Source organism: Acinetobacter sp. 70_2 (assembly GCF_056736115.1).
The window spans coordinates 88,369-102,853 of the sequence record NZ_JBWZIP010000013.1 but is presented as its reverse complement, the minus strand read 5'-3'; the positions used below and the strand labels follow the sequence as shown (position 1 = coordinate 102,853).

Genomic DNA, 14,485 nt, shown 5'->3' with positions numbered 1-14,485 from the left:
GAATTAGGAATACATTGTGACAAGACGAATTTTAGTAACGGGTTCAAGTCGAGGAATTGGGAAGGCGATTGCATTACAACTGGCAAAGGCTGGTTTTGATGTAACGGTACATGCACGTTCGCGTCAGGCAGAGGCCGAGCAAGTCGTACAAGAGATTCAGGCATTAGGACAAAATAGCCATTATTTAATGTTTGATGTAAATGAGCGCAGTACGGTTCAGCAAATTTTAGAACAAGATGTCGAGCAGCATGGTGCTTTTTATGGCGTGGTTCTCAATGCTGGGCTTACCCATGATGGTGCTTTTCCTGCACTCACCGATCAAGACTGGGATGAAGTGATTTCGACCTCATTAGATGGTTTCTATAACGTTTTAAAACCGCTCATTATGCCAATGATTCATTTACGTAAGGGCGGGCGTATTGTCACTTTATCTTCTGTTTCTGGAATTATGGGTAACCGTGGTCAGGTGAACTATAGCGCTGCAAAAGCAGGTTTAATTGGTGCGACCAAAGCCTTGGCACTCGAGTTGGCGAAGCGAAAAATTACCGTGAACTGTGTTGCACCGGGGCTGATTGAAACCGAAATGGTCACCGATGAAGTTAAAGAACATGCACTGAAAATGATTCCGTTACAACGCATGGGACAGGTCGATGAAGTGGCGAGCGTAGTGAAATTTTTATGTTCAGATGAAGCCTCTTATGTAACCCGACAGGTGATCTCTGTAAATGGGGGACTCATCTGATGAAGCGCGTTGTTGTGACGGGAATGGCAGGGATTACCTCTTTAGGTGAAACTTCCGACGAAATTTTTTCTCAATTTAATGCAGCGAAAAGTGGCATCCGCTATATGCCTGAATGGGAACAGTATGTTGACCTTCGGACTAAGCTTGGTGGTCCAGTCGAAACATTTCATGTTCCTAAGCACTTTAACCGTAAAGTGACCCGTGGTATGGGCCGTGTTGCGCTCATGTCTGTGGTATGTGCTGAAACAGCTTTGCAAAATGCTGGTTTACTTGGGCACGAAATTTTGTCCAGTGGTGAAACAGGTGTTGCATTTGGTTCTTCTGCGGGGAGCGTAGAGGCTGTAGGTGAGTTTGCAAGCATGTTGCTTCATCAGAGCATGAGTAAGATTAATGCAACCACTTATATACGTATGATGGCCCATACAAGTGCTGTCAACATGACCGTGTATTTTGGCCTAAAAGGCTTAACTTTACCGACGTCTAGTGCTTGTACTTCTGGCTCTATGGCCATTGGTCAAGCTTATGAAGCAATTAAGTATGGCAAACAACTGGTCATGATTGCGGGTGGTGCAGAAGAGCTCAGTGCTGCGGGCGCAGCTGTTTTTGATGTTCTATTTGCCACAAGTAATATGAATGATCAGCCAGAAAAAACACCACGTCCATTTGATGCAAAACGAGATGGTTTAGTGATTGGGGAAGGAGCAGGCTGTTTAATTCTGGAAGAATACGAACATGCTAAAGCCCGCGGTGCACATATCTATGCTGAACTTATTGGATATGGAAGCAATACTGATGGCCAGCATGTAACTAAACCTGATGCTGAGATGATGGGGCGTTGTATGGAGTTAGCGCTTAAAGATGCATCTTTGCAGGCTAGTGATATTGGTTATGTAAATGCACATGGCACATCGACCGATCAGGGGGATGTAGCAGAAAGTCAGGCGACAGCAAAAGTTTTAGGACGTAAGCCAATTAGTTCATTAAAAAGTTATTTTGGACATACGCTGGGGGCATGTGGCGCTATTGAAGCTTGGCTCAGTATTGAAATGATGAACCGTAATTGCTTTATTCCGACATTAAATCTAGATGAAATTGACCCGCTTTGTGGAGATCTGGATTATATCGTTCAGCAGCCTAAAGCACTCGATGCAGATATTATTATGAGCAACAATTTTGCTTTTGGTGGGATTAATACTTCACTTATTTTTAAACGTGTTAAACAATAAGGAACACAACAATGTTAAATAAGAAAATTTTATTGGTAGCAATGCTGAGTGCTGGTTTTACTGCTACCGTTCAGGCTGCTGATGAAGTACATCATTTAAACTTTAAAGAAGCTGTAGACCGTGCCGTAGCAGATGGAACTTTGGATGGCTCTGTAAAATTTTATTTAAGTGGTACAAAGTCGGGCGGTAAAGTCATTCAAAAAGATGTGGTAACTAATAAAAAGACCAATGGTTTTGCTAAATCAGCAGAAGATTCATGTGATTGGGTTTTACGTTCAGCGCTTATTCAAATGCAAAACAATGCTAAAGCACAAGGTGCAAATGCAGTGACCAATATTGTGAGTTATTTTAAGTCAAATGAAACACGTAGTACGACGACTTATGACTGTTATAAAGGCACAATGATGGCTGGCGTAACGCTTAAAGGCGACATCGTTAAATTTTAATTTATTTGGTAAATAGGGTAGAGATAATGTCTGAGCATATTATAGAAGTTTATACACAGGCATTATCTCAACTTCTTTTAAAGTCCAAACAAGACTTCCCTGATTTTCGTACATTTAACGATTATAAAAAGCAGCAAATACAACATATTAAAAATAAACTATTAGCTCAAAAGCTAAATGTAACCCCAACAGATTTGGTATTTGCGAAACATGAGTATGGCAAACCTTATTTGTTAAATCATACGTTGCATTTTAACCATTCACATAGCCAACAATATTATGCTTTAGCGCTAAGTGAGCGAGTTAAAGATATTGGTATAGATGTTGAAGAACTTGACCGTAAAGTACGTTTAGATAGTTTGGCACAACATGCTTTTCACCCTGATGAATATGCAACATGGCAAAGTCTAGAACAAGATAGAGAGTATTGGTTTAAAGTCTGGACCACTAAAGAAGCTGTTTTAAAAGCATCAGGCCTTGGTATACGTTTAGATTTAAATACGTTAAACACTCAAGCACACCCCACCAATCATGGCGGATTATGTTCGCATGAACTTATTGGAACGTTTGCTTATCAAAATTTTGTTTTAGGTAACATGATTTTAACGGTCGCATGGCGTTCAGAGCAGTCTTGCCGTGGGTTTCAGTTCCCTTCTATTCAGCTTCATTCACTTGAAGGATAGGGTGAGCCAAATAGCACATATAAAAAAACCGCGAATTACGCGGTTTTTTCAGTTTAGAGCAAGCTATAAAATTAAGCTTGACCTTCAACAGCAGCAGCTTGAGCACGTTCCATATTTGCTTCGAACTCTGCATCAAAGTTGATTGGAGTAAGAAGTAATTGTGGGAAGCTACCCTTAGTAACTAAGTCGTTTACAGCTTCACGTAAGAACGGGAACAAAATGTTCGGGCAGTATGCACCCAAAATGTAAGGTAAGCGGTCTTCTTCGATGTTATCGATTAAGAAAATACCAGATTGAGTTACATCTACGATGAACGCGGTTTCATTGTCGTTATTGGCTTGAACCACAACTTTTAAAGATACTTCAAAATGAGTTGGGTCAATCTTTTCAGCAGCAGAAGAAAGATTGATGTTAAGTTCAGGTTGCCATTGTTTAGTAAAAACTTGTGCCCCTGGAACCTCAAAAGAAATATCTTTTGTATAAATACGCTCTAAAGCTAATTGTGGTTGAACTTGTTGTTCTTCGCTCATTGTTTTTTCCTTAATATGGATGCGATGTTAAGCCAATAATTCGTCGAGTTTACCTTCACGCTCTAAAGCATAAAGTTGGTCAAAACCACCGATAAACTGATCATTAATAAAAATTTGTGGAACAGTACGGTGGTTTGTACGTTGCATTAATTCAGCACGTACTTCTGGTGCTTCAACAGAAAGATTTACTTCTTTGTAAGCAACACCTTTACGCTCAAGTAATTGTTTCGCGCGAACGCAATACGGGCATACAGAAGTTGAGTAAACAATGACATTTGCTGCCATAACAATTCTCCTTAAGCTTTTGGTTTGCTTTTAACGAGAGGTAAGCCTTGAGCTTTCCAGTTACTGATACCACCATCAAGGCGATAGCTGTCATGGTGAGCAACTTTCTGTAAAGCGCTACCAGCAACTTGCCCTAGGTTACAGATAAATACCAATGGACGGTCACTTGCTTTTAATTCATCAGCATGACTTGCAATTTGGCTATAAGGAATATTGCGGCTACCACTAATGTGACCTTCGCGGAAGTCTTTGCTATCGCGTAAGTCAATCAAAAGAGCATTTTTCGCTTTCACTAAAATACCAAGCGACTGTGGAGAAATTTTACGACCGTTACGTTGACCTTCAAAAATGAAGAATAATACGATCAAGACTCCGAGTGTACCAAACAAAATGGGGTGATTCCCCATAAACTCTAACCAGCGTTCCACAAGTCACCTAAAAAAATTAAAAACAAAATTGACCTAGAGTATAGCGTATATAGATGGTGATCAAAATCACCACTTCAAGGGCAAAAGGGGTAGAAAATTAGTTTTTTTGCTGCGCTTCTTGAATCTCATCGATTAAACGTAAGAAGCTATCTAAGCGTCGTGGCAAAATTTCACCTGCTTCAACAGCCTGTTTTAAACCACAGTTCTTTTCATGAGTATGCGTGCAATTACGGAACTGACATGAACCTAAATGCGCTTCGATTTCAGGGAAGCCCATACGAATTTTTTCTAAATCGAGATGCCAAAGCCCAAATTCGCGAATTCCCGGCGAATCAATTAAGGCACCATTTTTACCAAAGTTGATTAAGCGCGTAGAGGTTGTTGTGTGTTGGCCAAGTGCAGAGTTTTCAGAAATAATATTGGTTTTCTGCTCGGCATCTGGAATAAGCACATTAATAAGTGAGCTTTTACCAACCCCTGACTGACCGACAAAAGCAACGGTTTCACCATCAAGTCGTTGAGACAATGCTGAAATATCGCCTTTAGAATGACAAATCAAGCTCTCATAACCTAAATCTTCATACTCTTTAAGCATGTCGAGAATTGGGTCATTTTCAGTGAGTAAATCCGATTTATTCAGCACTAAAAGAGCAGGAATATTTGCATCTGCACATGCTACTAAGTAGCGGTCAATCAAAGTAGGTGCAGGTTCTGGAAGCGGAGCAAAAACAATAACGATTAAACTGATATTTGCTGCCACAGGTTTTACTTTGTGATAACGATCTGGACGAGTAAGCAGTGAAGTACGTGGGTGAATTGCAGTAATAATCCCTAAGCCTGTGTTAGGGTCTGCTTGCCACTTCACTCGGTCACCCGTGACCAGTAATTCAAGATTTGTACGCGTGTGACAGCGCCAAATACTTTTTAATTCAATCGGTTTCCAAAATGGTTCTGGTTCGCCTTCGGCAACTTGAGGTTTTTCTGGGTGATGCTCGGGTACAGAAAGTGCCTGTACTTCAAGTTGACGGCCATAGTGCTGTACAACCAGCCCATCTAGATCTTGTGAAGTATCGACTTCTTCTTGGCGAGTTTTATGCTGTTTTTCAATACGGCGTTGCTGTTGCTCAGTTAAACGACGCTTACGAATTAGAGCCATTCATATCCCAAAAAAACCATTGTTTGAAGACCGCAAAAATAGCACGAAGCTGGTATGGAATTACAGCGCAGAAGCAAGAAATTTGCTACTATTGATGTTTTTACGGCATTTTAGAACGTACATACATGAGCAGTACTTTAAATACACGATTAATTTGGATTGATCTGGAAATGACCGGTTTAGATACCGACAACGACCAGATTATTGAAATCGCAACAATTATTACAGATGATCATTTAAATGTACTTGCCGAAGGTCCGGTTTTGGCTATTCATCAACCTGATCGTATTTTAAATGCAATGGATGAGTGGAATACTCGCCAGCATGGTCAGTCAGGTTTAATTGAGCGAGTTCGCCGTAGTAAATTAACAGCTCGTGACGCTGAGTTACAGACTTTAGAATTCCTAAAAAAATGGGTTAATCCAAAAGTTTCACCAATGTGTGGTAACTCGATTTGTCAGGATCGCCGTTTCTTACATCGTCTTATGCCTGAGCTTGAGCAGTATTTCCACTATCGTAATCTTGATGTATCTACGGTAAAAGAGCTCTCAAAACGCTGGCGCCCTGAAATTATGAGTGGTCTGAAAAAGAATGCATCGCATTTAGCAATGGATGATATTCGTGACTCGATTTCCGAGTTGAAATATTACCGTGAATACTTCTTTATCATGAACACTGATGGTAAAGATTAATAACGTTGTTCAAGTCATATGAAAGGGGGCAGTAGCCTCCTTTTTTGTTGCTGCTAGGACATTGTTACAATAATGCCAAGGGCTCATTTGGCTTTCATATTCATTTTGCTTAAAATGATGTTTTAAGTTTATTTATTATAAAAAGAGAGCATTTATGCAAAGTAATAACCCGATACTGACCCGCGTTGAAACGGTCAGTGACTACAGTCAACCGATGACCGTGCAAGGTGCGATTCAAAAATCTGTGATGTTGACCATCATTGCTGCTGCAGTGGGTGTCGCTTTATTTTTCTATGCAGCCTTTACTGCAAATGTTGGTATTGCTTACGCAGCTTCAATTGTGGGTGCAATTGGTGGTTTGGTTTTAGCTTTAATCACAACGTTTAAACCAACGACTGCGCCAACTTTAGCAATTCCTTATGCTCTATTTGAAGGAGCATTTATTGGTGGTATTTCGTTTACTTTCCAGTTGAAATATCCGGGTGTTCCTCTTCAAGCGTTATTGGCAACCTTCGTCACTACTTTGGTGATGTTTGGTCTATATAAGTTCCAAATTATCCGCGCAACTGAAAAGTTCAAATCAGTTGTGATCTCTGCATCTTTGGCGATCTTTATTGTATTTATTGTGCAGATGATCATGCGTTTAGCATTTGGTTCAAGTATTCCTTATATTTTTGAAAGTAACTGGTTAGGAATTGGTTTTGCTGCATTTGTTGCAGTCATTGCTTCACTTAACCTGATTTTAGATTTTGACTTGATCGAAACCAATGCAGCATACCGTGCTCCAAAATTCATGGAATGGTTGTGTGGTATTGCGTTGCTTGCAACTTTAGTTTGGATGTATATCTCGTTCTTACGTCTACTTGGCTTATTGTCTGACGACTAAAATTTAGATTATAAAAAGTCGCTCCTGCATAGGGGCGATTTTTTTTCGTGCGATTTTTGAAAAAAGATGCATTATGCAATTTCGAAAAACGTTGAATATTGGCATTATGCTGAAAATTGTTTTGAGTGAGATCGGCATGACACAAGGACTTTTAGCAGGTAAACGCTTTTTGATTGCAGGCGTTGCTAGTAAATTATCAATTGCTTATGGTATTGCACAAGCATTACACCGTGAAGGTGCTGAGCTTGCATTTACTTATCCAAACGAAAAATTAAAAAAACGTGTAGATGAGTTTGCTGAGCAATTCGGTTCTAAGCTTGTGTTTCCATGTGATGTTGCCGTTGATGCTGAAATTGATAATGCATTTGCGGAACTTGCAAAACATTGGGACGGTGTAGACGGTGTTGTGCACTCAATCGGCTTTGCACCTGCACACACGCTTGACGGTGACTTCACTGACGTGACTGACCGTGACGGTTTTAAAATTGCTCATGACATTAGCGCATACAGCTTTGTTGCAATGGCACGTGCTGCAAAACCTTTATTACAAGCTCGCCAAGGTTGTTTGTTGACTTTAACTTACCAAGGTTCTGAGCGCGTTATGCCTAACTACAACGTAATGGGTATGGCGAAAGCATCTTTAGAAGCTGGTGTTCGTTACTTGGCATCAAGCTTAGGTGTTGATGGTATCCGCGTAAACGCAATTTCTGCGGGTCCAATCCGTACTTTAGCTGCTTCTGGTATTAAATCTTTCCGTAAAATGTTAGATGCTAACGAAAAAGTTGCACCATTAAAACGTAACGTAACTATTGAAGAAGTGGGTAACGCAGCATTATTCCTATGCTCACCTTGGGCTTCAGGTATTACTGGTGAAATTCTATATGTAGATGCAGGTTTCAATACTGTAGGTATGAGCCAATCTATGATGGATGATGAATAAGTCTTAAGATTTATTCAGACATAAAAAAAGCCGTAGTTGAAGGACTACGGCTTTTTTACTGGGCGCAAGTTATTGCGGCAGTTCTTTTACAGGTGAACCACCTAATGCCTGCATGAGGGTGACATAAGCGTTGTACTGGCTTTGTTTGGTTTCAACAAGGCTCAAGCGCGCAGTACGTGTAGTTTGCTGAGCATCAAGAAGTGTTTTTAATGCAACAGCGCCATAACGGTAGCGGACTTCGGTTAAACGTTCGGTTTTTTCTGCAAGTTCAACATTACGTTGTTGCAGCTCTACTTGTTTGTCGAGTTCTGTGCGGCTTGATAATGCATTTTCTACATCAGCAAAAGCCTGATAAAGCGTTTGGCGATATTGAATAATCGCTTTTTCATAATCAAGGTTGCTAATCGCGATATCTTTTTTCATATCGTTATATTGCAAAAACGGTAAGCTCAAACTCGCCCCAAGCGTAAGGGCAGGGTTACGTAGTAACTCCGTTAAAGATGTACTGCTTGAACCTAAACTACTGGTTAAGCTAATTGACGGATAGTAGCTTGCTTTAGTCGCATCTTTGGTTGCTAGTGCTTTTCTCAAGCGAAGCTCGGCTGCTTGCAAGTCTGGGCGACGTGACAAAATATCCGCTGGTAAACCCGCACCAATAGCAGGCAGCGCTGTACGTGGTAAACGCTGCGGCTCTTGAATATTGAGTTGCTGTACAGGTTCATGCAATAACACTGCAATCGCTGTACGTGTTTCAACAAGCTGTTGCTCAATTTGGCTTAAACTTGCTTTCTGGCTTTGAACAGACTGCTCGGCTTGCGTAAGGTCTAAGCCTGAAACTGCACCTGCTTTATACTGAGTTTGAACTAACTGATAAAGCTTTTGTGAAGTGGCTAAGCTTTGTTGTGCAGTTGCATAACGTTCATTTAAATAGCCCAGTTGCCAGTAGAGTTTCGCTGTAGTGGCAATCAGACTTTGCCCTGTAGACTGTAAGTCTTGTTCAGTCGCTAAAGCTTCCCATTTACTTGCTTCGGTTTGACGAGCAAGCTTGCCAAACAAATCAAGTTCATAACTTACGCCTGCACTTAAGGATACTCCTTTAGCACTATCATCGCCTGAATTTAAATCGAAACTATGACCTGTAGAAACATTTGAACTGGTACGCAAGCCTTGTTGATTTGCAGTTAAATCAGCTTTCAAGCGAGCTTGCTTTAAGGTAATACCTGCAACAGCCAAATCGCTATTACGTTCTAATACGTTGTTTACAAGCTGGTTGAGCTGCGCATCGTTAAAAAGTGTCCACCAACGGTCAGAGTATTGTGCAACTGATACAGTTTTCGTTTTAGTTGGGTTGTCGTACTGAAAGCTACCCGGAACCTGTACAGAAGGGGCTTGGTAAGGTGTTTTAACCATCGCTGCACATCCCACAAGAGAACTGGTGAGGAGAAGTGCTGCGCTAAGTTTAGTCATTGAAAAAGACATGCAATTTTCCTTATTCTCGTGATAGTGCTGCAACAGGGTCGAGTTTTGCGGCATTTTTAGCAGGCAAGAAACCGAATACGACACCAATTAATGTTGAGCAAACAAATGCAGCTACAATAGAAGTCGTTGAGTATGCCACTGCGAAATTACCTGCGGCCACTTTGTTAATGAGCTGTCCTAGGCCGAGTGAAAGTAATACGCCGAGTACACCACCAATTAAACACACTAAAATTGCTTCGATTAGGAACTGCTGCAAAATATCACTTTGTCGAGCGCCAACAGCCATACGCACACCAATTTCTTGAGTACGTTCAGTCACCGAAACCAACATAATATTCATTACACCGATACCACCAACCACCAAAGAAATGACAGCAATTGCTGAGACCAGAAGCGTCATGGTGCTGGTTGTTTTCTCAATGGTTTGGCGAATACTGTCACTGTTCATGGTGAAAATATCTTGGGCACCATGTCGTTGTGTTAATAAGTTAACAATCGCGTTTTCAGCGGCGCTGGTCGAGTATTTATCGTTAATACGTACGACAATATTACGAACATGGGCTTGCCCTAACATACGGCTCATGACCGTGGTATAAGGCATATACACATTGAGTGTGTCATCTGAACCCATACCGCTAGTTTGAGGCTCTACAATCCCGATAATACGAGCCGGCACACTACCTAGTAATACCACTTGCCCAATTGGGTTGGTACCATCACTAAAGAACTGCTTTTGTGTATTGGTATCAATCACAACATCTTGTGAACGGTCACGTACACTACGCTGATCAAAGGTTTGTCCATCTTTAAAAACCAAACCCTTTACATCAAAATAATCGTTGCTCACACCGTTAATAGTCGCGTTTGCTTCATTTTGCTGATAACGCATTGTTTTTGATGTACTGACCATTGGACTGACCGCACTTACATAAGGCTGGGTCATTAATGCATCAGCATCGGCAGGAACCAAAGTTTTAAAACTGGCTGTTTTAGAGTTGTCACCAAAACCTTTACCCTGAAAAACTGTAATGGTATTGGTACCGAGACCGCTAATATTTTCTAAAATCTGCTTTTGCGAGCCATTACCCAGTGCGACAACCGTTACCACGGAAGCAATCCCGATAATAATACCTAACATGGTGAGGAAGGTACGCATACGGTGGGCATTCATGGACAGTAAAGCCATTTGGAAAGCTTCAGATAAGCGGTCTAAAGTTGAGCGCCAAGCCGAAATACTTTTACCTTTTTTCTGCTTGTTTTGTAGAGCAGGTGCTGCATCTGGGTCAGATTTAACTTCTTCTGTAGATTGGTCTGGAGCATTAGGACGGTCACTAATAATTTCCCCGTCACTAATTTCAATAATACGCGTTGCATTTTTTGCAACTTGCATATCGTGTGTAACCAAAATAATGGTATGACCAGCGGCATTAAGTTCACGCAAAATTCGCATGACCTCAACACCGCTATGTGAATCGAGCGCACCCGTTGGCTCATCGGCCAAGATTACATCACCACCATTCATGAGGGCGCGTGCAATTGAAACACGTTGCTGTTGACCACCCGAAAGCTGGCTTGGTCGGTTTTGTGTTTTAGTCCCTAAGCCTAATTCAGTGAGTAGAGCTGTTGCACGCTGTTTACGATCAGAAGGTGTAACGCCTGCATAAACAGCTGGGACCTCAACGTTACCTTCGGCTGACAAGTCACCGAGTAAATGATAACGCTGGAAAATAAAACCAAAATATTCGCGACGTAACTGCGCTAACTGGTCGGGTTCTAGCTTACCGGTTTCTTGACCATTAACCTTATAACTACCACTTGTTGGGCGGTCCAGACAGCCCAAAATATTCATGAGCGTTGATTTACCAGAGCCGGACTGACCGACAATGGCAACCAGTTCACCTTCATAAATAGTCAGGTCAATGCCTTTTAAAATTTGAATCGTGCTTTCGCCAGCAGGGAATTCCCGGACCAGATTGCTGACTTCAAGCAAAGCTTGTTTTGTCATGCTTACATTCCCATTGGACCGCTACGGCGACGGTTATTACCACTATTTGCAGAAGCAGCAGAGTTTTCTGAACTATCAGCAATCACAACTTGGTCACCTTGTTTTAATCCGGCAAGTACTTGTGCGTTTACACGGTTGTTAATACCCACCAAAATTTGCGTTGGTTTAGTCGTACCATCTGCTTGTAAAATACGAACGACACTCAGCGTTGCTTTGCCTTGTTCAATAAGTTGTTTTTGTTCAGGAGTTAAATTTAAGCGTTCTAAACGAGCACCATTACCTTCATGTTTTCGCTCTGCTCTTGGTGTAGAGCTTGCTTTGTCAGCTGTTTGACCAGGTTTTCTTTGACCAGAAAATTGTTTACTACTTAAAGCAGAAGATGGAACCAATAAGGCATTTTTTGCTGAATCTAATACGATATAAACTTGAGCAGTCATATCAATACGCAATTTGCCATCTGTATTTGGAACGTCAAATAAAGCATTGTAGTAAACAGCTGAACTGCTAGTTGAACTTGTTGTACTGTTTGATTCACTCGAAATTGAATCTGGAGCTGGCTCAATCTGGCGTAATGTCGCATAACGCTTGCTGTCATCGCCTAGAGTAGTGAAGTAGACCTGTTGGCCTTTTTCTACTCGCATAATATCGGCTTCACTCACCTGCGCTTTAATCGTCATATTTTGCAGTTTTGCAATTTTAACGATTGTAGGAGCACTTTGGTTCGCGTTTACGGTTTGACCTTCTTCGGTCACAATCGCAACAACCGTACCATCAGTTGGCGCAACAATACGGGTATAGCCAATGTTTGTTTGTGCTGTTGAACGAGTAACTTTTGCAGACTCAATTTGTGCATCTAATGCTTTAACTTGTGCCTGAGCGGTTTTATAAGCAGCTTCAGCTGACTCTAAATCTGCACGAGGTGTTGCATCTTGAGCGTACATTTGTTGTTGACGACGATACTCAAGTTGTTTTTCATTTAAAGATGCCACTTGTTGAAGGCGTTGTGCTTCTAAGTTTTTAATATTGGCATCGGATGTTTTTAAACTGTTCTCTTGGGTAGTCGAGTCAATTTGTGCAATGAGTTGACCTTGTTTGACCTGATCGCCAAGCTGTACATACATCTTTTTAACCTGACCAGATACCTGAGCACCTACACTAATCAGTTTGGTTGCATCAAGCGTACCGGTTGCAAGTACATTATTCTCAATATCTCCGCGAGTTACCTCAGCTGTAATATATTGAGGTTGCTGTTGTTTAGGCTTTAAAAACTTCCAAGCTAATACAGCAATAACGGCTATACAGACGACAATAATAACGAGTTTAATTGGCTTTATTTTTGGCATGGCGAGAGGTCAGAAAGTCTAAAATTTTAATTAGTATAAGAGTCAATTGAGGATAAAACGTGAATTTTTATGATATTTCAATCAAGCAGGCAAAGGATTTGACTGCTCTATTGTATAAATAATGTTTTCCCACACAACTCGGCAATTGCCTGTTGCATCAAATGTTCGGCATTTTCATTAGACATGCCTTTAATTGCCGCATCGATTTGCAAGAGTAGAGTAGACCAGCCTAAAAACTGCTGTGGATTGAGTCTTCTTAACGCTTGCTGATATAAGCTAACTTTTGTTTTCCAAATACCGAGCTGCAATGCATTATGCGGTTGTTCAAACAACTGCATGAGTAAACGCATTTCTTTACTTAATGTCCATAAGATCAGGCTTTCAGGTTCACCAGAACCAATTAAATACTGGAATATCTTAATCGACTGGGCAAGATTACCTTCTAATAAAGCATCGCTTAAGTCGTAAGTGGTGTAACGGGACTGATCTTGTAGACACGCATATAACTGTTCAATTTGAATCAGCTTTTGGTCTGGAAAAGTATCTCGTACGCGCATCAAGCTATTTTTAGCAGCAAGTAAATTGTGCTCGTGATGCTGCATGAGCCACTGCCAAGCGTCATTGTCGAGTTGAATTTCGAGCTTCTCTGCTTCAGCAGTTAAAATTCTTTGACGGTCTTGCGGATAGTTGGCAGTCAAAGCAACAACAACGCCGTTAGCTTCGACAACTTGGAAAAAAGCAGACTTTAAACTGCTACTGTCTTGTTTAGGTAAAACAATTAATAGCAGGTTAGTTTCATTATGTTGAATATAGCTTTTAAGCTGTTTTAGACCATTTGCATCGGGCTTGATATTGCCATGAACTTCAATCGCAAGTTGCTGCGAAAATAAAGACAAGCTGTTCAGTGCATTAAAAACATTTTTCCAGTCACTCACGCTACTAATGTCATAGCGCTGTCTTTCAATGTCTTGCTGCTGCCAGCTTTTGCGGAAAGTATCTAATAAGTTTTGTTCAAGTAATGGTTCCTGTCCATGCAGAATCCACGCACCCCGAGCTTCCGGAATGCGTTTAAGGGCTTGTAAATAGTCAAGTTTCATTACTTAAGAACAAATAAATCTTATGGTTGAGCTTTTGGTAAGCGGTTTGCTGAAATTTGACGAGTAATTTGCTGTGCAATGTCATCAATCACAATACGTTGTAAGTAGCCTTCTTGCTGGTTCTCAGTGTTAACCGTTGCTAAGTCGTATTGATAACTACGAGATGCAGTTAAAGTACGCGGCTCGGTAATTTTATTACCTTGACGGTCTTCAATTTGGAAAGTCACAGTCAAGCGTAATAACACTTCTGTAAGCTTACCATTTAGAAGTTGACGACGCGGTGTGTACTCTAAAACATGAAGAACATACGCATCATTGTCATTGCTGAACTGAACGCCATTTGCAGCTAAATACACTTTTAATTGTGTTTCTAGGTCATCGGTTTTTGCCGGTAACTCAAGGCTTAACTTTTTATAAACAAGTGGAGTCGCAGTCGGGTTAGTTCCTTTTAAATGGAAACCACACCCGACTAAGCCTGCACTAAGGCCTAAGGTTAAAACAACAGCGGCTAAACGTTGGGCTAAGTGCATGCTTGATCCTCTCATTA

At 41.1% G+C, this 14,485-nt stretch carries 16 protein-coding genes; 7 read left to right on the top strand and 9 right to left on the bottom strand.

Annotation, left to right across the window (positions count from 1 at the left end):
• Window positions 1–16 precede the first annotated feature (16 nt).
• Genes AC1PJ9_RS06535 through AC1PJ9_RS06520 form a run of 4 tightly spaced genes read left to right on the top strand, consistent with a single transcriptional unit; the run spans window position 17 to window position 3,097 of the window.
• The gene (locus AC1PJ9_RS06535; RefSeq protein WP_151793694.1) at window positions 17–742 is read left to right on the top strand and encodes a 3-ketoacyl-ACP reductase FabG2; all 726 of its coding nucleotides are present in this window, start codon (window positions 17–19) and stop codon (window positions 740–742) included.
• Window positions 742–1,968, top strand: a complete 1,227-nt coding sequence (locus tag AC1PJ9_RS06530) for a beta-ketoacyl-ACP synthase (protein ID WP_311087117.1) — start codon at window positions 742–744, stop codon at window positions 1,966–1,968. Before AC1PJ9_RS06535 ends, AC1PJ9_RS06530 begins: the two co-directional genes overlap by 1 nt.
• An 11-nt stretch (window positions 1,969–1,979) precedes the next feature.
• A complete protein-coding gene (locus tag AC1PJ9_RS06525; RefSeq protein WP_263612915.1) occupies window positions 1,980–2,414 on the top strand; it encodes an excinuclease in 435 nt (144 codons plus the stop codon).
• A 26-nt stretch (window positions 2,415–2,440) separates the two neighbouring features.
• Entirely contained in the window at window positions 2,441–3,097 is a 657-nt protein-coding gene (locus tag AC1PJ9_RS06520) for a 4'-phosphopantetheinyl transferase family protein (RefSeq protein ID WP_311069573.1), read from the top strand.
• Between the two features lie 71 nt (window positions 3,098–3,168).
• Here the strand turns inward: AC1PJ9_RS06520 and secB are convergent, their stop codons facing one another.
• From secB to rsgA, 4 genes are all read right to left on the bottom strand, one after another.
• Entirely contained in the window at window positions 3,169–3,627 is a 459-nt protein-coding gene (secB, locus tag AC1PJ9_RS06515) for a protein-export chaperone SecB (RefSeq protein WP_002053511.1), read from the bottom strand.
• A gap of 27 nt (window positions 3,628–3,654) precedes the next feature.
• On the bottom strand, window positions 3,655–3,912 hold the full coding sequence (gene grxC, locus AC1PJ9_RS06510) for a glutaredoxin 3 (protein WP_000729828.1): 258 nt from the start codon (window positions 3,910–3,912) through the stop codon (window positions 3,655–3,657).
• An 11-nt stretch (window positions 3,913–3,923) separates the two neighbouring features.
• Complete coding sequence (locus AC1PJ9_RS06505; RefSeq protein ID WP_000443006.1) at window positions 3,924–4,340, bottom strand: rhodanese-like domain-containing protein; 417 nt, start codon at window positions 4,338–4,340, stop codon at window positions 3,924–3,926.
• Between the two features lie 97 nt (window positions 4,341–4,437).
• Complete coding sequence (rsgA, locus tag AC1PJ9_RS06500; protein ID WP_004883292.1) at window positions 4,438–5,496, bottom strand: ribosome small subunit-dependent GTPase A; 1,059 nt, start codon at window positions 5,494–5,496, stop codon at window positions 4,438–4,440.
• Between the two features lie 125 nt (window positions 5,497–5,621).
• On the opposite strand from rsgA, the gene orn reads away from it, so the two are divergent.
• The 3 genes from orn to AC1PJ9_RS06485 all read left to right on the top strand — a co-directional run bounded on the left by orn (window position 5,622) and on the right by AC1PJ9_RS06485 (window position 8,014).
• Window positions 5,622–6,188 (top strand): oligoribonuclease, encoded by a 567-nt coding sequence (gene orn, locus AC1PJ9_RS06495; protein WP_000099436.1) that lies wholly within the window; start codon window positions 5,622–5,624, stop codon window positions 6,186–6,188.
• 154 nt (window positions 6,189–6,342) lie between these two features.
• Window positions 6,343–7,074 (top strand): Bax inhibitor-1/YccA family protein, encoded by a 732-nt coding sequence (locus tag AC1PJ9_RS06490; RefSeq protein WP_311087116.1) that lies wholly within the window; start codon window positions 6,343–6,345, stop codon window positions 7,072–7,074.
• 136 nt (window positions 7,075–7,210) lie between these two features.
• On the top strand, window positions 7,211–8,014 hold the full coding sequence (locus tag AC1PJ9_RS06485; RefSeq protein WP_002027450.1) for an enoyl-ACP reductase FabI: 804 nt from the start codon (window positions 7,211–7,213) through the stop codon (window positions 8,012–8,014).
• 69 nt (window positions 8,015–8,083) lie between these two features.
• Here the strand turns inward: AC1PJ9_RS06485 and AC1PJ9_RS06480 are convergent, their stop codons facing one another.
• From AC1PJ9_RS06480 to AC1PJ9_RS06460, 5 genes are all read right to left on the bottom strand, one after another.
• Window positions 8,084–9,481 (bottom strand): efflux transporter outer membrane subunit, encoded by a 1,398-nt coding sequence (locus AC1PJ9_RS06480; RefSeq protein WP_311087199.1) that lies wholly within the window; start codon window positions 9,479–9,481, stop codon window positions 8,084–8,086.
• A 22-nt stretch (window positions 9,482–9,503) separates the two neighbouring features.
• The gene (locus AC1PJ9_RS06475) at window positions 9,504–11,498 is read right to left on the bottom strand and encodes a MacB family efflux pump subunit (protein ID WP_311087115.1); all 1,995 of its coding nucleotides are present in this window, start codon (window positions 11,496–11,498) and stop codon (window positions 9,504–9,506) included.
• A gap of 2 nt (window positions 11,499–11,500) precedes the next feature.
• Window positions 11,501–12,841 carry a MacA family efflux pump subunit gene (locus AC1PJ9_RS06470; protein WP_263612919.1) on the bottom strand — a complete coding sequence of 447 codons (1,341 nt, stop codon included), beginning with the start codon at window positions 12,839–12,841 and terminating at the stop codon, window positions 11,501–11,503.
• Between the two features lie 107 nt (window positions 12,842–12,948).
• Window positions 12,949–13,938 carry a DNA polymerase III subunit delta gene (gene holA, locus AC1PJ9_RS06465; protein ID WP_019458091.1) on the bottom strand — a complete coding sequence of 330 codons (990 nt, stop codon included), beginning with the start codon at window positions 13,936–13,938 and terminating at the stop codon, window positions 12,949–12,951.
• A 20-nt stretch (window positions 13,939–13,958) separates the two neighbouring features.
• Window positions 13,959–14,468 carry an LPS-assembly lipoprotein LptE gene (locus AC1PJ9_RS06460; RefSeq protein WP_134262251.1) on the bottom strand — a complete coding sequence of 170 codons (510 nt, stop codon included), beginning with the start codon at window positions 14,466–14,468 and terminating at the stop codon, window positions 13,959–13,961.
• Between the last annotated feature and the right edge of the window lie 17 nt (window positions 14,469–14,485).